The 20982-nt window shown below is 73.5% G+C and carries 15 protein-coding genes; 12 read left to right on the forward strand and 3 right to left on the reverse strand.

Features of this window, described 5'->3' with window-relative positions; translation table 11 throughout:
- Positions 1-62: 62 nt before the first annotated feature.
- The 3 genes from allB (at position 63) to ACIQMV_RS10410 (ending at position 3232) form a co-directional block, all read left to right on the forward strand.
- Entirely contained in the window at positions 63-1409 is a 1347-nt protein-coding gene (gene allB, locus ACIQMV_RS10400) for an allantoinase AllB (protein ID WP_402592320.1), read from the forward strand.
- 5 nt (positions 1410-1414) lie between these two features.
- Complete coding sequence (alc, locus tag ACIQMV_RS10405; RefSeq protein ID WP_402592321.1) at positions 1415-2530, forward strand: allantoicase; 1116 nt, start codon at positions 1415-1417, stop codon at positions 2528-2530.
- Positions 2531-2836: 306 nt separating this feature from the next.
- Complete coding sequence (locus tag ACIQMV_RS10410; protein WP_402592322.1) at positions 2837-3232, forward strand: ribonuclease domain-containing protein; 396 nt, start codon at positions 2837-2839, stop codon at positions 3230-3232.
- Positions 3233-3499: 267 nt separating this feature from the next.
- On the opposite strand, the gene ACIQMV_RS10415 is transcribed toward ACIQMV_RS10410, so the two are convergent.
- Positions 3500-4465 carry an NADPH:quinone reductase gene (locus ACIQMV_RS10415; protein ID WP_402592323.1) on the reverse strand — a complete coding sequence of 322 codons (966 nt, stop codon included), beginning with the start codon at positions 4463-4465 and terminating at the stop codon, positions 3500-3502.
- Between the two features lie 655 nt (positions 4466-5120).
- Positions 5121-6143: a Gfo/Idh/MocA family oxidoreductase gene (locus ACIQMV_RS10420; RefSeq protein WP_401770893.1), complete on the reverse strand. Its 1023-nt coding sequence runs from the start codon at positions 6141-6143 to the stop codon at positions 5121-5123.
- Between the two features lie 117 nt (positions 6144-6260).
- Here ACIQMV_RS10420 and ACIQMV_RS10425 point away from each other — a divergent pair, with 117 nt between their 5' ends.
- From ACIQMV_RS10425 to ACIQMV_RS10460, 8 genes are all read left to right on the forward strand, one after another.
- Entirely contained in the window at positions 6261-7010 is a 750-nt protein-coding gene (locus ACIQMV_RS10425) for a GntR family transcriptional regulator (protein ID WP_141366108.1), read from the forward strand.
- A 183-nt stretch (positions 7011-7193) separates the two neighbouring features.
- Positions 7194-8198 (forward strand): sugar ABC transporter substrate-binding protein, encoded by a 1005-nt coding sequence (locus ACIQMV_RS10430; protein ID WP_402592324.1) that lies wholly within the window; start codon positions 7194-7196, stop codon positions 8196-8198.
- Entirely contained in the window at positions 8195-9259 is a 1065-nt protein-coding gene (locus tag ACIQMV_RS10435) for an ABC transporter permease (RefSeq protein WP_402592325.1), read from the forward strand. Before ACIQMV_RS10430 ends, ACIQMV_RS10435 begins: the two co-directional genes overlap by 4 nt.
- Positions 9256-10047 carry an ATP-binding cassette domain-containing protein gene (locus ACIQMV_RS10440; RefSeq protein ID WP_141356911.1) on the forward strand — a complete coding sequence of 264 codons (792 nt, stop codon included), beginning with the start codon at positions 9256-9258 and terminating at the stop codon, positions 10045-10047. Before ACIQMV_RS10435 ends, ACIQMV_RS10440 begins: the two co-directional genes overlap by 4 nt.
- Before the next feature lie 142 nt (positions 10048-10189).
- Entirely contained in the window at positions 10190-11338 is a 1149-nt protein-coding gene (locus ACIQMV_RS10445) for an ROK family glucokinase (RefSeq protein ID WP_402592326.1), read from the forward strand.
- Positions 11335-11916 carry a sugar kinase gene (locus ACIQMV_RS10450; protein ID WP_141356907.1) on the forward strand — a complete coding sequence of 194 codons (582 nt, stop codon included), beginning with the start codon at positions 11335-11337 and terminating at the stop codon, positions 11914-11916. Before ACIQMV_RS10445 ends, ACIQMV_RS10450 begins: the two co-directional genes overlap by 4 nt.
- A gap of 103 nt (positions 11917-12019) precedes the next feature.
- Positions 12020-14980, forward strand: a complete 2961-nt coding sequence (locus tag ACIQMV_RS10455) for a DEAD/DEAH box helicase (RefSeq protein WP_402592327.1) — start codon at positions 12020-12022, stop codon at positions 14978-14980.
- A gap of 1130 nt (positions 14981-16110) precedes the next feature.
- Positions 16111-17949, forward strand: a complete 1839-nt coding sequence (locus ACIQMV_RS10460; protein WP_402592462.1) for an SWIM zinc finger family protein — start codon at positions 16111-16113, stop codon at positions 17947-17949.
- A 297-nt stretch (positions 17950-18246) separates the two neighbouring features.
- On the opposite strand, the gene ACIQMV_RS10465 is transcribed toward ACIQMV_RS10460, so the two are convergent.
- Positions 18247-19356 (reverse strand): PP2C family protein-serine/threonine phosphatase, encoded by a 1110-nt coding sequence (locus tag ACIQMV_RS10465; protein ID WP_141356905.1) that lies wholly within the window; start codon positions 19354-19356, stop codon positions 18247-18249.
- A gap of 269 nt (positions 19357-19625) precedes the next feature.
- On the opposite strand from ACIQMV_RS10465, the gene ACIQMV_RS10470 reads away from it, so the two are divergent.
- A complete protein-coding gene (locus ACIQMV_RS10470) occupies positions 19626-20921 on the forward strand; it encodes an alpha/beta fold hydrolase (protein WP_401770882.1) in 1296 nt (431 codons plus the stop codon).
- The last annotated feature ends 61 nt before the right edge of the window (positions 20922-20982 follow it).

A 20982-nucleotide genomic window follows, 5' to 3' on the forward strand; every position in this document is an offset into this window, starting at 1 on the left:
ATTGCTTGCCTTGCGGGTGAGTGACAGTGAATAGAGGAACAGCACCAGAGGAGGGGCGTCCGTTGCCCGACGTACAGCTCGTACTGCGCTCCACACGCGTCGTCACCCCCGAGGGCGTGCGCCCCGCGTCCGTCACCGTCGCCGACGGCCGGATCGTGGCGGTACTGCCGCACGACGCCGAGGTTCCGGCGGGAGCGTGGCTTGAGGACGTCGGTGACGACGCTCTGCTGCCCGGCCTCGTCGACACCCATGTCCATGTGAACGACCCCGGGCGCAGCGACTGGGAGGGCTTCTGGACGGCCACCCGGGCGGCCGCCGCCGGAGGCATCACCACCCTCGTCGACATGCCCCTCAACTCGCTGCCGCCGACGACCACCGTCGACAACCTGCGCGTCAAGCGGGAGGTGGCCCGCAGCAAGGCCCACATCGACGTCGGGTTCTGGGGCGGCGCGCTCCCGGACAACGTCAAGGACCTGCGGCCGCTGCACGACGCGGGCGTCTTCGGCTTCAAGTGCTTCCTGTCCCCGTCCGGGGTCGACGAGTTCCCGGAGCTGAACCATGACCAGCTGACCGCGTCCATGGCGGAGATCGCGGGCTTCGGCGGGCTGCTCATCGTGCACGCGGAGGACCCGCACGAACTCGGGCTCGCCCCCCGGTTGAGCGGTCCGAAGTACGCCGACTTCCTGCAGACCCGCCCCCAGGTCTCCGAGGACAGCGCCATCGACGGGCTCATCGCCCTGGCCCGCCGGCTCGGCGCGCGGGTCCACATCCTGCACCTGTCGTCCTCCGGCGCACTGCCGCTGATCGCCGCCGCCAAGCGCGAGGGCGTTCGCCTCAGCGTCGAGACCTGCCCGCACTACCTCACCCTCACCGCCGAGGAAGTGCCCGACGGGGCCAGCGAGTTCAAGTGCTGCCCGCCGATCCGCGAGGCCGCCAACCAGGACCTGCTGTGGGCCGCGCTCGCCGACGGCACCATCGACTGCGTCGTCACCGACCACTCGCCGTCCACCGTGGACCTCAAGACGGCCGACTTCGCCACCGCCTGGGGCGGCATATCCTCGCTCCAGCTGAGCCTGCCGGCCATCTGGACCGAGGCGGCCCGGCGCGGCCACGGCATCGAGGACGTGGTCCGGTGGATGTCCGAACGCACCGCGAACCTCGCCGGTCTGGACCGCAAGGGCGCCATCGCGCCCGGCCGGGACGCCGACTTCGCGGTCCTGGCCACCGACGAGACCTTCACCGTCGACCCCGCCGCACTCCAGCACCGCAACCGCATCACCGCGTACGCGGGCAAGACCCTGCGCGGTGTCGTGAAATCCACCTGGCTGCGCGGCGAGCGCATCTACGGCCCTGTGCTCGACGGCCACTTCACCGAACCCACCGGCCGACTTCTGGAAAGGACGAACTGATCACCGTGACGGCGACCCTGAGCTTCACCGGCGACGCGAACCCCTACGGCGGCGGCGACGCGTACGCCGACTTCCGTACGGCCGACTTCCCCTTCACCCGGCACGCCAACCTGGCCGACCGCCGGCTCGGCGCGGGTGTCATCGCCGCCAACGACGAGTTCTTCGCCCAGCGCGAGAACCTGCTGGTGCCCGAGCGGGCCGAGTTCGACCCCGAGGACTTCGGGCACAAGGGCAAGGTCATGGACGGCTGGGAGACCCGCCGCCGGCGCGGCGTCTCGGCCGAGCACCCCTGGCCCGCCGAGGACGACCACGACTGGGCGCTGATCCGGCTCGGCGCGCCCGGCGTCGTCCGCGGCATCGTCGTGGACACCGCCCACTTCCGCGGCAACTACCCGCAGGCCGTCTCCGTCGAGGGCGCCTCGGTCGACGGCGCCCCCACGCCCGAGGAACTCCTCGCCGACGACGTCAAGTGGACGACCCTCGTCCCGCGCACCGCCGTCGGCGGCCACGCGGACAACGGCTTCGAGGTGAACGCCGAGCAGCGCTTCACGCACCTGCGTCTCAAGCAGCACCCCGACGGCGGCATCGCGCGCCTGCGGGTGTACGGCGAGGTCGTGCCCGACCCCGCGTGGCTGGCCGCGCTCGGCACCTTCGACGTGGTGGCGCTGGAGAACGGCGGCAGCGTCGTGGACGCCTCCAACCTCTTCTACTCGCCGGCCACCAACACCATCCAGCCGGGCCGTTCCCGCAAGATGGACGACGGCTGGGAGACCCGCCGCCGCCGCGACCAGGGCAACGACTGGATCAGCTATCGCCTCGCCGGGCACACCGAGATCCGCGCCCTGGAGATCGACACCGCCTACCTCAAGGGCAACAGCGCCGGCTGGGCGTCGGTCTCCGTCAAGGACGGGGAGGACGGCGAGTGGACGGAGATCCTGCCGCGCACCCGTCTCCAGCCCGACACCAACCACCGCTTCGTGCTGCCCGCGGCGGCCGTCGGCACGCACGCGCGCGTGGACATCTTCCCGGACGGAGGCATCTCCCGGCTCCGTCTGTTCGGCACGCTGACCGAGCAGGGCGCGGCCGCACTGGCGGCCCGTCACCAGGAACTGGGCGGCTGACCCGTCCGTACCCGCGGGGCGGCCGGCCGTAGCCGTACGGACCGGCACGCCCCGCCCAGCGGGGGCCGATGAGTTCGGGTGCCGATGGGTTTCGGGGCCGGTGGGGTCCGACCGGTGACGAGGGCTTCGGCCGGTTCACGGCCGAGGTCTTCGACCGTGCCGGCGCCTTCCTCCTCGGCCGCCGCACCTACCGCCCCCGGTACGGTTCCGACCTGGATTAACTCCCCGCGAATTCATCGAACTTGACGGTAAATTCCTCGGACTTGTCATCGACATGCCAGTGTCTACGCGCGTCATGATGAGCGCATGAGATTCCCCCCACGCGCCACCCGCATCGGCGCTGCCGGCGCCCTCCTGTCCGCCCTCCTGGTCGGTGGCACCGTCGCCGCCGCCCCGGCCGACGCCGCCGCGACCGCGGTCGGCAGCATCTGCTACAGCGCGCTGCCCTCCCAGGCGTACGACACGCTCCGTCTGATCGACAAGGGCGGTCCCTACCCGTACTCCCAGGACGGCTCCGTCTTCCAGAACCGCGAGGGCGTCCTGCCCAAGCAGTCGACCGGGTACTACCACGAGTACACGGTCGTCACCCCGGGCTCCCCCGACCGTGGTGCCCGACGCATAGTCACCGGCCAGAAGACCCGGGAGGACTACTACACCGCGGACCACTACGTCACGTTCAGGCTCGTCAACTTCGGCTGCTGACACACGAGTCCACCGCACGTCCCTCGCCTCGCGGACCCTCCACGCACACCGGCCGCGGGGCGAGCCGCTGCCCGGTTCCGGCCCCGGCCTCGGAAGGGGCCGGAGCCGCGGGTCTTCCTGAGCAGCGTCCACTTCGTCGGGCTGGGAGTGGCCCTCGTGGTCGGTCACCCCGTCCCGGTGCTGTGCGCCCGGCGGCGGTGGGCTGCCCGGACGACCGCTCCCGCGGAACGGGGAGCCGGCGGCGGGCAGGTGCCGGACGGGCCCGGGTCAGGGGCGCAGCACCACGCGCCGGCCGTGGAGTTCGCCCCGTTCCATGCGCTGGTGGATCTCCGCCGCGGCGCTCAGGGGGAGGTACTCCACCGAACGGGGCCGCAGCCCGCCCGAGGCCAGGAGGTCGTTGACGGCGGTCGCCGCCTCGGCCAGTTCCGCGGCTGTGGCGTTGGAGATGGCGAACCCGCGCAGGGAGCCGTCCTTCATGTAGAGCGGACCGACCGGAAGGGCCGGCTCGTCGCGGGCCCCGGACAGGACGACGATGCGGCCGCGGTGGGCGAGGAGGTCGACCGCGGTCCTCAGATCGTTGTGTCCCGAGGTGTCGACGTGGACGCCGACGCCGGACGGAGCGAGCCGCGCCAGCCGCGCCGCGAGATCGGGGGCGTGATAGTCCACGACCTGCGCCGCGCCCAGGGACCGAACGTGCTCGTGGTCACGCGGCGCGGCCGTGGCGAGGACCCGCGCGTGCGCCCGGTGCGCGAACTCCACCAGCGCGCCGCCCACGTTGCCGGCCGCGCCACCGACCAGGACCGTCTCACCGGGGCGCAGCCCGCCGTGCGCGAAGAGCGCCAGATGGGCGGTCGCGGCGGGATGGAACACGGCCACCGCCTCCTCCGGGCGCACGCCCGCCGGCAGCCGGTAGAGGCGGTCGGCGGGCACCACGGCCTGTTCGGCGGCCGCTCCTTGCCGGCCGTCGTGGCCCAGGCTGTTGCACCACACCGTCTCGCCGACGGCGAAACCGGAGCCCGCGGACGCCACCATGCCCACCAGGTCGCGCCCGACCACGAACGGGAACGGCAGCGGTGTGCGGAACAGCCCCGAGCGGACGAAGGTGTCCACCGGGTTGACGGTGGTGGCCAGCACATCCACCAGCACCTCGCCCGGCCCCGGCACGGGAGCGGGCAACTCACCGAAGCGGATGACGTCGGGTGGCCCCAGCTGTTCGACATAGGCGGCACGCACGACCACCCATTCTCCCACCGCACCGGCCGCGTGTCGCTCGCGGAGCCTGCGGGCGGGCGAGTTCCGGTGGTGGGCCGGGCTGGTGAGCTGGGGGCCGTCAGCGGGCGCGGGCCGTGAGCTCGGTGTGCGGGCGCCGAGCCCGCCACGGTCCGTGCCCGTCAGTGACCCGCCCCACCCCGGTGTGCCCACCGGGGCGGCCGCGCCGCCGGTCGGGCGGGGGCACGGATTGGTCGGTGGCCGCCGGTCGGCCGTGGGGTGGCGGTCGGTCAGGCACCGCTGGCCGTACGGGAGCCGCCGCTCGACAGCGAGACGCTGTTTGGCTGTGCACCGCCGATTGGACGGAGCCACGGGTTGGCCGGAAGCCACCGGCCGGCCGTGCGCCGGCGGTCGGCGGGGAACCTCTGGCCGACGGGGAGCCGCCGGTCGGACGTGAGTTACCGCTCGGCCGGCAGCCACCGGGTGACCGCGTCGGCGGTCGGCCCGGCACCCCTGGTCGGGCGGAGGCCGCTGCTGGGCCGGAAGCCGCCGCTGGGCCGGAAGCCGCCGGTCGGACGGGAGTCACCGCTCGGCCGGTAGCCGGCGGCCGGTGTGAAAGCCGTCCGGGCCTCCGGGAGTTCAGGCACCCGGACGGCGGCTCACCGTGGGTGGGGGTCCGTCACCGGTAGACCGCCCGGTCGCCGCCCGGGATCTCCGCCAGGCTCACCGGGCGGTGTTCACGGCGGGAGACCTCGCAGGCCTCGGCGATGCGCAGGGCCTGGAGTGCCTCGCGGCCGTCGCACGGGTTGGGGCGCTCACCGTGCAGCACCTGCACGAACGCGGCCAGTTCGGCTTCGTAGGCGGGGCCGAAGCGTTCCAGGAAGTCGGGCCAGGGCTTGTCCGCGGCCGGTGGGCCGGTCGGCTCGGTGGACGCGATCGGCGTGCGGTCGTCGAGGCCGACCACGATCTGGTCCCGCTCCCCGGCCAGTTCCATGCGGACGTCGTAGCCCGCGCCGTTGAGGCGGGTCGCGGTGGCGGTGGCGAGCGTGCCGTCGTCGAGGGTGAGCAGCGCCGCGCCCGTGTCGACGTCGCCCGCCTCGCGGAACATCGCGGGGCCGGCGTCGGATCCGGCCGCGTAGACGCTGAGGACCTCGCGGCCCGTCACCCAGCGCAGCATGTCGAAGTCGTGGATCAGGGTGTCCCTGAAAAGCCCGCCGGAGAGCGGAAGCCACTGGGGCGGTGGCGGTGCCTGGTCGGAGGTGAGCGCGCGGACCGTGTGCAGACGGCCGAGGCGCCCGGAGCGCACCGCCTCGCGCGCGCCGGCGTAGCCCGTGTCGAAGCGGCGCTGGAAGCCCATCTGGAGCACCGTGCCGGCGGCTTCGACCTCGGCGAGCGCCTGTAACGTGCCCGGCAGGTCCAGGGCGATCGGTTTCTCGCAGAACACCGGGAGCCCCGACCGTGCCGCCCGGCCGATCAGTTCGGCGTGGGCCGAGGTCGCCGTGGTGATCACGACCGCGTCCACGCCCCAGGTGAAGATCTCGTCCACCCCCGGTGCCGCCGTCTCACCCAGCCGGAGGGCGAGCGACTGTGCCCGCGCCGGATCGGCGTCCGTGAGGATCAATGAGCCGACCTCGCGGTGGCGGCTGAGTGTGTTCGCGTGGATGGTGCCTATGCGGCCCGTACCGATGACCCCGATGCGCATGGGAACAAAGTGAGGGCGGACCCCGGACCGTGTCAATCCGCTTGTCCGGACAATCGGACTTCACGACTTCCCGTCAACCGGCCGCGGAGCTACGCTCGGGCCGTGCCGAAACCAGAAGTGGACCCCACCGTCTCACTCGAACTCCATGTGGACCGGAGTTCCCCGGTACCGCTGTACTTCCAGTTGTCCCAGCAGCTCGAGGCCGCGATCGAACACGGCAGCCTCACCCCCGGCAGCCTGCTGGGCAACGAGATCGAGCTCGCCGCGCGGCTCGGCCTGTCCCGGCCCACCGTCCGCCAGGCCATCCAGTCGCTGGTCGACAAGGGCCTCCTGGTACGCCGCCGCGGTGTCGGCACGCAGGTCGTGCACAGCCGCGTCAAGCGCCCGCTGGAGCTGAGCAGCCTCTACGACGACCTGGAGGCGGCCGGTCAGCGCCCGGCGACGAAGGTCCTGGTCAACACGGTGGTCCCGGCCTCCGCCGAGGTCGCCGCCGCGCTCGGGGTGGCCGAGGGCGAGGAGGTCCACCGCGTCGAACGGCTGCGCCTGACCCACGGCGAGCCGATGGCGTATCTGACCAACTACCTGCCGCCCGGACTGCTCGACCTGGACACCGGTCAGCTGGAGTCCACCGGCCTGTACCGGCTGATGCGCGCCGCCGGGATCACCCTGCACAGCGCCCGCCAGTGCATCGGCGCCCGCGCCGCCTCCTCCGCCGAGGCCGAGCGGCTCACCGAGGCCGAGGGTGCCCCGCTGCTCACCATGCAGCGCACCACCTTCGACGACACCGGCCGCGCGGTGGAGTACGGCACGCACACCTACCGGCCCTCCCGTTACTCCTTCGAGTTCCAGCTCCTCGTACGCCCCTGACCGTGCCCTGCGCCCGCCCGGTGTGATCCAGGCACTCTCCTCATGTCCGGACAATGTGACCGGTCACCGCTCCCCGGCCGCGGAACCAGTGGTTCCGGTGTCCGATAATGGAACGTTCGGGGCTGGTGGGATGGTCATCGGCCCCTTGCGTACGTTCGGGCACAGCAAGAAGGGCACGGCCTCGTGGCACGGTTTCCAACCTGGGTAGTCATCGCGCTGACAGGGGCACTGTCCCTGTCGCTGGCGGGGTGCAGCAGCACCGGCGGCAAGCGGGCGGAGGACGCCCGCAAGGCCGCGTCGGCCCAGGGCAGAGCCGCCGTGAACACCCCCCGCTGGACCTTCGCGATGATCACGCACTCCGGGGACGGCGACACGTTCTGGGACATCGTGCAGAGCGGCGCCAAGCAGGCCGCGGTCAAGGACAACATCAACTTCCTGTACTCGCACGACGCCGAGGCCCAGCAGCAGGCCCAGCTCGTGGACGCCGCGGTGGACAAGAAGGTCGACGGCATCATCGTCACCCTCGCCAAGCCCGACGCGCTCAAGGCCGCCGTGGCCCGCGCCGAGAAGGCCGGCATCCCGGTGATCACGGTCAACTCCGGATCCGCGCAGTCCAAGGCGTACGGCGCCCTCACGCACGTCGGCCAGGACGAGACCGTCGCCGGTGAGGCCGTCGGGCAGGAGCTGACCGAGCGCGGAAGGAAGAAGGTGCTCTGCGTCCTGCACGAGCAGGGCAACGTCGGGCACGAGCAGCGCTGTGCCGGGGTGGCGAAGACCTTCTCCGGCACGGTCGAGAACCTCTACGTCAACGGCACCAACATGCCGGACACGCAGGCCGCGATCGGCGCCAGGCTCCAGGCGGACAGGTCCGTCGACGCGGTCGTCACGCTCGGCGCCCCGTACGCGGACACCGCCGTCAAGGCGAAGGCCGACGCCGGCAGCAGGGCCGAGGTCGACACCTTCGACCTGAACGCCAAGGTCGCCGCCGAGCTCAAGGACGGCACGCTCGGCTTCGCCGTCGACCAGCAGCCCTACCTCCAGGGCTACCAGGCCGTCGACCTGCTCTGGCTCTACAAGTACAACGGTGACGTCCTCGGCGGCGGCCGGCCGGTGCTCACCGGCCCGCAGATCGTCACCAGGGACCAGGCGGCCACGCTGGAGGAGTACACGAAGCGGGGCACCCGATGACCGGGACGACCACGAACCGTCCTGCCGCCCACCCGGAGACCTCCGCTGCCGAAACGTTTCCGCAGAACTCGGCGCTGCGCAGGCTGCTCACCCGTCCCGAGCTCGGCTCGGTCGTCGGCGCGATCGCCGTGTTCGTCTTCTTCGCCTGCGCCGCGGACGGCTTCCTGCGCGCCTCCAGCCTCAGCACCGTCCTGTACGCGTCCTCGACCATCGGCATCATGGCGGTTCCGGTCGCGCTGCTGATGATCGGCGGCGAGTTCGACCTGTCGGCGGGCGTGATGGTGACGTCCTCCGCGCTGGTCTCCTCGATGTTCAGCTACCAGATGACCGCGAACGTCTGGGTGGGAGTCGGCGTATCGCTCCTGGTCACTTTGGCGATCGGCGCCTTCAACGGCTTCATGCTGACCCGTACCCGGCTGCCCAGCTTCATCGTCACCCTGGGCACCTTCCTGATGCTGACCGGGATGAACCTCGGCTTCACCAAGCTGATCGACGGCACCGTCTCCACCAAGACGATCGGCGACATGGAGGGCTTCTCCAGCGCGCACGCGGTGTTCGCCTCGACCCTCACCATCGGCGGCGTCGACGTCAAGGTCACCATCCTGTGGTGGCTCGGCCTGGTCGCCCTCGCCTCCTGGATCCTGCTGCGCACCCGCACCGGCAACTGGATCTTCGCGGTCGGCGGCAACAAGGACGCGGCCCGCGCGGTCGGCGTACCGGTCACCGGAACCAAGGCCGGCCTCTACATGGGCGTGGGTCTCGGCGCCTGGATCTGCGGGCAGCACCTGCTCTTCTCCTTCGACGCGGTGCAGTCCGGCGAGGGCGTGGGCAACGAGCTGATCTACATCATCGCCGCCGTCATCGGCGGCTGTCTGATCACCGGCGGCTACGGCAGCGCCATCGGCTCGGCGGTCGGCGCCCTCCTGTTCGGCATGACCAGCAAGGGCATCGTCTTCGCCGAGTGGAACCCCGACTGGTTCAAGTTCTTCCTCGGAGCGATGCTGCTCCTCGCGACCCTGCTCAACACCTGGGTCCGCAGGCGGGCGGAGGCCATCAAGTGACGCAGACCGAAGCACGCACGGCACTCGTGGAGCTGTCCGGCGTCAGCAAGCACTACGGCGGTGTCCGCGCCCTGGAGGACGTCGGCCTGGAGGTCCACGCGGGGGAGATCACCTGCGTCCTGGGCGACAACGGGGCCGGCAAGTCGACCCTGATCAAGATCATCGCGGGACTGCACCAGCACGACGAAGGCGTCCTGCGCGTCGACGGCGAGGAGACCCGGCTCACCTCACCGCGCGACGCCCTGGACCGGGGCATCGCCACGGTGTACCAGGACCTGGCGGTCGTGGGCCTCATGCCGGTCTGGCGGAACTTCTTCCTCGGCTCCGAGCCCCGCAAGGGGGCCGGCCCCTTCAAGCGCCTGGACGTCGACCTCATGCGCAGGACGGCGCGGGCCGAACTGCTGCGGATGGGAATCGACCTGCGCGACGTCGACCAGCCCATCGGCACCCTGTCGGGCGGCGAGCGCCAGTGCGTCGCCATCGCGCGCGCGGTGTACCTCGGCGCGAAGGTGCTCGTCCTGGACGAGCCGACCGCGGCGCTCGGCGTGAAGCAATCGGGCGTGGTGCTGAGGTATGTGGCGGCGGCCCGCGACCAGGGTCTGGGTGTTGTGCTGATCACCCACAACCCGCATCACGCGTACCTTGTAGGTGACCGATTCGTCCTGCTGAGGCGGGGTGCCATGGTCGGTCATCACACTCGGGACGGGATCACCCTGGACGAGCTGACCCGGCAGATGGCGGGCGGCACCGACCTGGACGATCTACGCCATGAGCTGCAAGGGACCTGAGGGCCCGCGGGGTTGTGGCATCATGCCGCTCCGCAGCGCGGACGCGACGACCCCGACACGTCCGCATCCCGTACAAACCGGGCACCGACCCCTCGGTGCCCCGAACGGAACCCTTAACCACCGTGCGGCAGAATCGGGCCCGATGAGCACCTACCGCGACCTCACCGCCCCCATCGGCTCCCACCGCGCCCCCGTACTGCGCACGGTCGGTACCCGGGAGCGGCGCTCCCACCTGACCGCACCCCGCGTCCCCACGGTGGGCATCGACATCGGCGGCACCAAGGTGATGGCGGGCGTCGTCGACGCCGACGGCAACATCCTGGAGCGGCTCCGCACGGAGACCCCGGACAAGTCCAAGAGCCCGCAGGTCGTCGAGGACACCATCGTCGAACTGGTCCTCGACCTGTCCGACCGGCACGACGTGCACGCGGTCGGCATCGGCGCGGCCGGCTGGGTCGACGCCGACCGCAACCGCGTGCTGTTCGCCCCCCACCTGTCCTGGCGCAACGAACCCCTGCGCGACCGCCTCTCCGAACGCCTGTCCGTGCCGGTCCTGGTGGACAACGACGCCAACGCCGCCGCCTGGGCCGAGTGGCGCTTCGGCGCGGGCCGCGACGAGGACCACCTCGTCATGATCACGCTGGGTACCGGGATCGGCGGCGCGATCCTGGAGGACGGCCAGGTCAAGCGGGGAAAATTCGGTGTCGCGGGCGAGTTCGGGCACATGCAGGTCGTGCCCGGCGGCCACCGCTGCCCGTGCGGCAACCGCGGCTGCTGGGAGCAGTACAGCTCGGGCAACGCCCTGGTGCGCGAGGCGCGTGAGCTGGCCGCGGCCGACTCCCCGGTCGCCTACGGGATCATCGAGCACGTCAAAGGGAACATCGCCGACATCACCGGGCCGATGATCACCGAGCTGGCCCGCGAGGGCGACGCCATGTGCATCGAACTGCTCGAGGACATCGGCCAGTGGCTCGGCGTCGGTATCGCCAACCTGGCCGCCGCCCTCGACCCGTCCTGCTTCGTCATCGGCGGCGGGGTCTCCGCGGCCGACGACCTGCTGATCGGCCCCGCGCGGGACGCGTTCAAACGGCACCTCACCGGCCGCGGCTACCGTCCCGAGGCCCGTATCACCCGCGCCCAGCTCGGTCCCGAGGCCGGCATGGTCGGCGCCGCAGACCTCGCCCGGCTGGTCGCCCGCCGCTTCCGGCGCGCCAAGCGGCGCCGGGTCGAGCGGTACGAGCGCTACGAGCGGTACGCGCAGGCGCGGCGCGCGGCCCGGGAGGCGCTGTGACGATGTCGTTGCCACGCCAGGCGGCGCCCCCGGACGGGCGGCCGCCGCGTGTCGAGGACCGCCGGCACCGCAACCGCCGCAGGACCCTCACCCTGCTGATCATCGGGCTGCTCATCGGCGTCCCGGCCGGTTACCTGGTGATCTCCGCCAACCAGAGCCGCGACAGCGGCAAGGACAAGGAGGCCCGGTACGCGGTGAAGGGCCTCGCGCCCGGCTACCCGTCCAAGGTCCAGCGCCGCCTCTACCAGGTGCCGATCCCGCACCCGGCCGACAAGGTCTCCTACTACGAGACGAACAACTGGAAGACCAGCCGTCTCTACGTCCAGTTCCGGACCACCGAACCGGGCCTCACCTCCTTCCTGGAGGCCATGGGGGTCAACCGGAGCGACCTGAAGGAGGGCGCCGTCACCGTCGGCGCCCGGGACAAGAAGACCACCGGCTGGACCTTCACCAGCACCGGCCCCTGGTGGGGCCTCACTCACGGCCAGAAGAACCCCGCCCCCACGCAGGACGTGGTCGTGAACCTGTCCAACCCGGTCCTGCCGATGGTCTACGTCGTCTCCCGCACCGTCCCCTGATGCCGGCCGTGGCCCGATCCAGGCCGCCGGAGCCGATTGTCGGACCCCGCCCGTACAGTCGGAGACGACTGGGCCGGACTGCGAGCGGGAGGTGACAGAACGTATGAGCGACATGGCTGTCGGAGCGACGGACAGCGCGACGCACCCGGTGTCCGTGTCCCCCCGCCTCGCCGCCGTCTTCCTTCCCGCCTCCCTTCCACGCGACAGCCGCATCGCCTTCTGGGACCCGAGCGGCGACGTATGGGCGGGGCGCGACCCCGCCGACGGCAACGGCCGAGCGGCCGACGCCCGCTCGGAGGGCGCCGTACAGGGAGCGACGAGCACGCCCGGGCCGCATCCGGGCGGCGGTGGGCCGGAGCCTGCGGAGCTCACCGTCGTGCGGCGGCACGGGGCGGGGGCCCGGCGCAGGAGCGCGTCCGCGCTGTCGCTGCCGATCGAGGACGCGCTTCCCCACCTCGTACGGGCACGGCACGATCCGGCGGCCCATCCCGCCACGGCATGCTGGGGCGCCGCCGCCCTGCACGCGCTGCGGCTCGTCGCCCGTGGACGGCTGCTGCCCGGCCTGACCGTCACCGGGCACGACGCCTGGCGCGCGGGCCCCCTCGACCCGGACGACATCGCCCACCTGCGCGCGATCGCCGCCGCCCTGCCCTACGAGGGCCACGCGGTCCCGCTGTCCGGTTCCGGCCCGCTCCGCCTGCCCGAACCGGAGGCGCTGCTGCGCGCCTTCCTCGACGCGGTCGCCGACACCCTGCCCCGCACCCCGGCCGCACCCCACACCTCCGGGAAACCCTTCGCCGCCCGCGGGCCGCAGCACCTGCCGCACGCCCACGACTGGGCGGCCGAGGTCGCCGCCGGCATGGACGCAGGCGTACGCGTCTCCCTCCGCCTGGATCTGTCCGCGCACAACCTGTTCGACGGCGACGGCGACGGCGACGGCGGCAACGGCGACCGGGCCGCCCGCAGCGCGGGCGCGGCGATCGTCCAGGTGCACAGCCTCGCCGACCCCACCCTCGTCGCCGACGCGGCGGCCCTGTGGGCGGGCGAGGCGGACACGGCGTTCGGCCCACGCGCACGCGTGGACGCCGCCCTGGCCGTACGGCGCGCGGCCCGCGTCTGGCCCCCGCTGGACCGGCTCTCCGAGCAGGAGGTGCCCGACGTCCTCGCCCTCTCCGAGGGCGAGGTGAGCGAACTGCTCGGCGTGGCCGCGACCCGGCTCGCCGCGGCAGGCGTCGCCGTGCACTGGCCGCGCGACCTGGCCCAGGACCTCACGGCGACCGCGGTGGTGCGCCCCGCGCCGGGCTCCGCCAAGGACGGCACCGGCTTCTTCGAGGGTGAGGAACTGCTGCGGTTCCGCTGGCAGTTGGCGCTCGGCGGCGATCCGCTCAGCGACGCCGAGATGGACGCGCTCGCCGAGGCCCACCGCCCGGTGGTGCGGCTGCGGGACCGCTGGGTGCTCGTCGACCCGGCCCTCGTCCGCAAGGCCCGCAAGCGCGAACTCGGTCTGCTCGACCCGGTCGACGCGCTCTCCGTCGCCCTCACCGGCACGGCGGAGGTCGACGGCGAGACGGTCGAGGCGGTGCCCGTCGGCGCGCTGGCGACCCTGCGGGACCGGCTCACGGCAGGCGTACGGCCCGCCGAACCGCCGCCGGGCCTCGACGCCACCCTGCGCGACTACCAACTGCGCGGTCTGGGCTGGCTCGACCTCATGACCTCGCTCGGCCTCGGCGGCTGCCTCGCCGACGACATGGGCCTCGGCAAGACGGTCACCGTCATCGCGCTGCACCTCAAGCGGGCGCGCGACGAACCCACCCTGGTGATCTGCCCGGCCTCCCTGCTGGGCAACTGGCAGCGGGAGATCACCCGGTTCGCCCCCGGCGTCCCCGTCCGCCGCTTCCACGGCCAGGACCGCACCCTGGACGGCCTCGACGGAGGCTTCGCGCTCACCACGTACGGCACGATGCGGTCCGCGGCACCCCTGCTGGCCGAGCAGCCCTGGGGCATGGTCGTCGCCGACGAGGCCCAGCACGTCAAGAACCCGTACTCGGCGACCGCGAAGGCGCTGCGGACGATCCCGTCCCCCGCGCGCGTGGCCCTCACCGGCACGCCCGTGGAGAACAACCTCTCCGAACTGTGGGCGCTGCTCGACTGGACCACCCCCGGGCTCCTCGGCCCGCTGAAGTCCTTCCGCGCCCGGCACGCCCGCGCGGTGGAGACCGGCGAGGACGAGGAGGCCGTGCAGCGTCTGGGCCGCCTGGTACGCCCCTTCCTGCTGCGCCGCAGGAAGTCCGACCCCGGCATCGTCCCCGAGCTGCCGCCCAAGACCGAGACGGACCACCCCGTCCCCCTCACCCGCGAACAGGCCGCGCTGTACGAGGCCGTGGTGCGCGAGTCGATGCTCGCCATCGAGACCGCCGAGGGCATGGCCCGGCGCGGGCTGGTCCTGAAACTGCTGACCTCGCTGAAGCAGATCTGCGACCACCCGGCGCTCTACCTCAAGGAGGAGCACGCCCGTGGCGGCGACAGGTTGGCGGCGCGCTCCGGGAAGCTGGCGCTCCTGGACGAGCTGCTGGACACCCTGCTCGCCGAGGACGGCTCGGCGCTGGTCTTCACCCAGTACGTCGGCATGGCCCGCCTGATCACCTCCCACCTCACCACCCGCGCGGTCCCGGTGGACCTGCTGCACGGCGGTACGCCGGTCCCGGAGCGCGAGCGCATGGTGGACCGTTTCCAGAGCGGCGCGACCCCGGTCCTCGTACTGTCCCTGAAAGCGGCGGGCACGGGCCTGAACCTCACGCGCGCGGGCCACGTCGTCCACTTCGACCGCTGGTGGAACCCGGCGGTCGAGGAGCAGGCCACCGACCGCGCCTATCGCATCGGCCAGACCCAGCCGGTCCAGGTGCACCGCCTGATCACCGAGGGCACCGTGGAGGACCGTATCGCCGAGATGCTCGCCGCCAAGCGCGCCCTGGCCGACGCGATCCTCGGCGCGGGCGAGTCGGCGCTCACGGAGCTGACCGACCGCGAGCTGTCCGACCTGGTCTCTCTGCGGAGGGAAGCCTGATGGACGAGCGCCCCGCCGAGGGAGGCCTGATGGACGAGCGCCCCGCCGACGCGGCACGCCGGGCCCTGCGCGCCGCCCGGGAACAGCAGACCCGGACCCCCGACGGCCCCGCGGACCACCGCAAGCCCGTTCCGGGCGATCCGGCCGGTGCGGGGAACCGTCCCGGCGACGCCGCACGGGACGCCTTGCGGCGCGCGGTGAACGCCCGGCGCGGCGACGGCCCCGCGGACGACGGGGCCACTGCCCAGGACGCGGACGCGGATGAGTCGGTGCCTCGGCCGGAGGCGGCCTCCGGCGGTCCGGTGGACGGCGCGGCGCTGCGGTGGACGGCTGGGACCCGTTTCTCTGAGGCCGTGCCGGAGGTGGACGCGGCCGAGTCGGTGCCCCGGTCGGAGGCGGCCTCCGGCGGACCGGCGGATGGCGCCGCGTCGCGGCGGTCGGTTGGGGCCCGCCCCTCGGAGGCCGTGCCCTCGGAGGCCGTGCCCTCGGCGGACGCGGACGAGTCGGTACCCCGGCCGGAGGTGCCCTTCGGCGCTCCGGTGGACGGCGCCGCGCCACGGCGGCCCGCGGGGGCACGTCCCTCGGAAGCCGCGCGGGAGGCGCTGCGCGGCGCCCTGGCCCGGCGGGCGGCCCGTGCGGAGGCCACGCAGGCGGAGACCAGGGCCGCTCGCCGTCGGACCCCGGCCCCGCGTCGAGCGACGCCGCCGGCGCCCGCCGACTCCCCGATCGGAACCGCCGCCGCACACGACGGGGCAGGCACCCACGCCGGCGCGCCCACCGGTCCCTTCCGGACGCCCCCGGCTGCGCCGGGCCACGATGCGAACACCGGCGGCAACAGCCCGACCGATCAGGGAAGCCCTGAGCCCCGGACGTTCCCGCCCACACCCGTGTCCTCGGGGGAGGACCTTGCTACTGCGGGCGCCCTGGCAGCCATCCCGACCGCCGCTTGGGCTGCCGCATTGCGGGGCGTCCTGACGCCCACCGTTACCTCGGGCGCCCCGGCCGACGGCTCTCCGAGCCGCGCGCCCCAGGACGACAGCCCTGTCGCCTCCCACGCCGACACGTCGCCCACCCCGTCCGGCGGCTCTCCGAACCGCACGCCGCAGAAGGGCACCTCCGTCGCCCCCACCGTGGCCACCTCGTCCGCACCCTGTGACAGTCCACCGAACCCCACCCCACAGCCCGGCACTCTGGGTGCCAACCCCGAAGCCCTCTCGGTGGGGACGGAGGAGTGGGCCCCGGCAGGCGCTCCGGACGGCGCCTGGGCGGCGATGGGTGAGGGCGCCTCGGAGCGTGCCCCGGACGACCCCTCAGCCGCACCGCGGCACGGCGCGTCAGTGGCTACCTCGGGCGCCCCCTCGGTGGCGACGGGGGAGGGCGTCCCGGACGGCGTCTCGGCGGGCGCTCCGGACGCCCCCTCAGCCGCGATGCGGGACAGCGCCTCGGCTGGCACTCCGGGCGCCCCCTCAGCCACGACGCGGGACGGCGTCTCAACGGACGCCCCCTGGACAGGCGCCCCGGGCGCCCCCTGGACAGACACCCCGGAAGCCGCCTCGGCAGGCACCCCGGACATCCCCTCGGCAGGGAGGCGGGCGCACGGTCGCCAGGCGTCCCCGTCCTCGGCCGGGGCGGGCTCCGGAAGTGCCGCGTTCTCACCGGCGCGGGACGGCGCCGAGCCCCCCGCGCCGCCCCGGGTCCCCCGGACCATGGCCTCCCCCCGCCGGGACGGCGAACTTCGGCGTACCTTTCCGGCGTTCCCGGCGCGGGCGGTGGAAGGGGAGCGGTTCGCCGAGACCTGGTGGGGCGACGCATGGGTCGACGCGCTGGAGGAGGGCGCGCTGGACGCGGCGCGGCTGGCCCGTGGGCGTGGGTACGCGCGGACGGGGCACGTGGACGCCGTCACGGTCACCCCGGGGCTGGTCCTGGCATACGTGCAGGGGAGCCGGCCGCGCCCGTACCGGGTCCAGGTGCGGCTGCGGACGCTGGACGACGCCGACTGGGACCGGTTCCTGGACGCCGTCGCGGAGCGCCCCGGGCACATCGCCGCGCTCCTCGACAAGGAGATGCCCCAGTCGCTCGCCGACTGCGGGGTCCCGCTGCTCCCCGGCCCCGGAGACCTGGAGCCGCACTGCAGCTGCCCCGACCACGGCCACCCCTGCAAACACGCCGCCGCCCTCTGTTATCAGACCGCACGCCTGCTGGACGCGGACCCCTTCGTCCTGCTGCTGCTCCGCGGCCGGGGCGAGCGGGAACTGCTCGACGCCCTGTCCCGGCTGAACGCCACCCGCACGGCCCGCGCCGCGCAGGAGCGGGAACCGGAGCCGTTCCCGGGCGTGCGCGCGGGCGAGGCACTGGCCGAGCGGCGACGCCCGCCGCTGCCCGCTCCGTTGCCCGCACCCCCGCACCCGGAGCAGCCCCCGGTGTATCCGGCGGCACCGGGCGGCCCCGACCCGTTCGCCCTGGACCAGCTGGCCACGGACGCCGCCACCCGCGCCCACGCCCTGCTCACCACCGGCCGCGACCCGGTCGGCGGGCTCACACTGTGGCAGGACGCGGTACGCCTCGCCGCCGCCCGCCCCGGCTCCGGACTGACCGCGGCCACCCGCTCCCTGTACGCCTCGCTCGCCTCCGCCACCGGCCGCGGCACGGCCGAACTGGCGCGGGCGGTGGCGGCCTGGCGGCAGGGCGGCCCGGAAGGACTCGCCGTCCTGGAGGAGCCCTGGGACCCTCCGGCCGGCCGCTTCGACCGGGCGCGCCCGCTGCTCCTCGCCGCCGACCTGCCGGCCTTCCGCCCCTGGCGCAACCGGCTCACCCACCCCCGCGGCCACCTCCAGCTCCGCCTGGGCCGGGACGGCCTGTGGTACGCGTACGAATCGGAGCCGGACCGCGACGACTGGTGGCCCCGCGGCACCCCCGACCTCGACCCGGTCGGCGCCCTGACCGGCCTGGGCCCACCGGGCGCCCTCTGACGGCCCCCTGCCGGATCTGTGGGCGTCCTGCCGGACCCCGCGGGACTTGCCGGACCCGAGGGGCGGACCTGGCGGCCCCTCGGGCGAGGCCGCGCCTGCATCCCGTAGGCATCCCGGTGCCTGGCGGATCCGTGGGCGCCCTGCCGGACCCGTGGGCGGCCTTGCCGGACCCGAGGGGCGGACCTGGCGGCCCCTCGGGCGAGGCCCCGCCTGATCCCGTCGGCGGCCCGTGCCTGCTCCGTGGATGGCCCGTGCCTGCTCCGTGGGCTTCCCGGGGCTTCCGCGGACTTCCGTGGCCTAAGGGCCGGCGGTGCGTTGCAGCGCGACCACGGCGGCGTCGTCGGCCAGGCGCCCGCCGACGTGGTCCAGGAGATCGGCCCGCAGGTGATGGACCAGAGCCACCGGGCTGTCCTGCGCCCAGGAGATGGCCCGTGCGGCGAGCGGGTAGAAGACGCCCCCGGGGTCGCGTGCTTCGACCACACCATCGGTGTAGAGCAGCAGGAGATCCCCGGGCTCCAGCTGGAAGGTGTCCACCCGGTACTCCGGTGTGCCCAGCTCGCCCAGGCCCAGCGGCGGAGCGGGAGCGCTGGGGCGCAGCGTGACGGCCTGCCGGCCGCGCAGCAGCAACGGCGGCGGGTGCCCGCAGGTCACCATCTGCGCCTGCGGCAGCGCGTCGGGGATGTCGATGATCGCGGCCGTGATGAAGCATTCCCCCTCCTGCCCCGGCTCGGTGGGCTCGGCCAGGTTCCAGCACACGCTGCGCTCCAGGTAGGCCATCAGCTCGGGCAGGGCCGCCTTCCGGTGCGCGGCCTCCCGGAACGCGCCCAGCAGCAGCGAGGCGTCGCCCATCGCGGTCAGGCCCTTGCCCATCACATCGCCGATGATCAGCCGCGTGCCGGTCGGGGTGCGGACGGCCGCGTACAGGTCGCCGCCGATCAGCGCCTCCTCCTGAGCCGCCAGGTACACCGACGCCACCCGCAGCGGCCCGATGCGCCTGGGCAAGGGCCTGAGCACCACTCGCTGAGCGGCCTCCGACACTCTGCGTACCTGCTCCAGCTCGCGGTTGTGCCGCTCGCGCAGATAGCGGAACACCGTCACGACCACCGAGACCACGACCAGGGAGATGATCTGCGCGCCGACGCTCTCCGTGGTCAGCAGGCGGAACCCCGCGCCGACGCCGAGCAGGGCCCCCACGGCGATGGCGCCGACCAGAGCGGTGACGAAGGGACTGGCGAAGGACGCGGTGATCGCGGGTGCCACGATCAGCAGCGGCCCCAGCGGCACGTGGGGCCCGGTCAGAATGTCGGCGACGAGGATGGCGGCGATCAGACCGAGCGGCACCGCGAGCAGAGCGTCGCTGGCCTGCCACGAGTGGAAGCGGTGCGAGATCCGCCGCCCTGGACGCATGCTTCCTGCTTACACCCCCCACTCGGACGCGGCAGCCCGGACGGTCCGGCCCATCCGCTCCTCGGGGGTCGCGGCGGCCGGCCGCAGGAAGGCGCCGTCGGCCAGCCGGCGAAAGCGACAGGCGTTGCACACCTCTGGGGAGAGACCGTCACTTCCCGCTGAAGCCGAGAAGGAGAGGATCTTCGCGAAGTCACCACAACCTGGGGCGGCTTGCGAGGGGCTCCGACCCAAGCACGTGAGAATTTGTGTGATGTGAGAGCGTGCAGGGCGTGAGTGACACACCGACGAACACCCTGCAATACCGCTTCGACGGGCGGGAAGACGCCCCAGTCCTGATCTTGGGTCCCTCACTGGGTACGACCTGGCACATGTGGGACCGGCAGGTCCCGGAGCTGACGAAACAGTGGCGTGTCTTCCGGTTCGACCTGCCGGGACACGGTGGAGCGCCCGCGCACCCCGCCGACTCGGTCTCCGACCTGGTCACCCGGCTGCTGGCCACCCTGGACGGACTGGGCGTACAGCGCTTCGGCTACGCCGGGTGCGCGCTCGGCGGCGCGATCGGCGTCGAACTGGCGCTGCGCCACCCGGAGCGCCTCGCCTCCCTCGCCCTGATCGCCACCTCGCCGCGGTTCGGCACTCCCGACGAGTTCCGGCAGCGCGGGGTGATCGTGCGGACGAACGGTCTCGACCCGATCGCCCGCACCTCCCCGGAACGCTGGTTCACCAGCGGTTTCGCCGCCGCGCAGCCCGCGATCACCGACTGGGCCGTGCAGATGGTGCGCACCACCGATCCCGGCTGCTACATCGCCGCCTGCGAGGCGCTGGCCGTCTTCGACGCCCGTGCCGACCTCGGCCGCATCGGCGTGCCCACGCTGGTCCTGGTCGGCTCCGACGACCAGGTCACCGGCCCCGCCGAGGCACGCACCCTGGTCGCCGGCATCCGCGACGCGCGCCTGGCCGTCGTGCCCGGCGCCTCCCACCTGGTGCCGGTGGAGCAGCCCGTCGCCGTGACCGACCTGCTGGTCCGGCACTTCTCCACCGCCTGGCACCCCGGATACGACTCGACCACGGGACACATGGCGATCGTCGGGCCCCCGGTCAAGCCGGTGCTCGCCGCGCCCCCGCAGGTCTCGCCCATCGCCGAGATCGCCCCGGCGCCCGTACCGGCGCAGGTGGCGGGCGGGCCGGACCGGTACGACATCGGTCTGAAGATCCGCCGCGAGGTGCTGGGCGACGCGCACGTGGACGGGGCGCTCGCCGAGGCGGAGGACTTCTCCGGCGACTTCCAGGAGTTCCTGACCCGCTACGCCTGGGGCGAGATCTGGGACCGGCCCGGCCTGGACCGGCGCACCCGCAGCAGCGTCGCCCTCACCGCCCTGGTCGCGGGCGGCCACCTCCAGGACCTCGCCGCCCACACCCGGGCCGCCCTGCGCAACGGACTGACCCCGGACGAGATCAAGGAGGTGCTGCTGCAGACCGCGGTGTACTGCGGGATTCCCGCGGCGGGCGCCGCCTTCGGGATCGCCCAGCAGGTCATACGCGAGGAGACGACGCTCACGGAGTGACCCCCGGCGTGACCTCCGGCCGGGCACCGCCACCGGCAACCACCCGCGCGCCCGACGCGCG

The organism is Streptomyces sp. NPDC091412 (genome assembly GCF_044756885.1).
Taxonomy (GTDB): domain Bacteria; phylum Actinomycetota; class Actinomycetes; order Streptomycetales; family Streptomycetaceae; genus Streptomyces.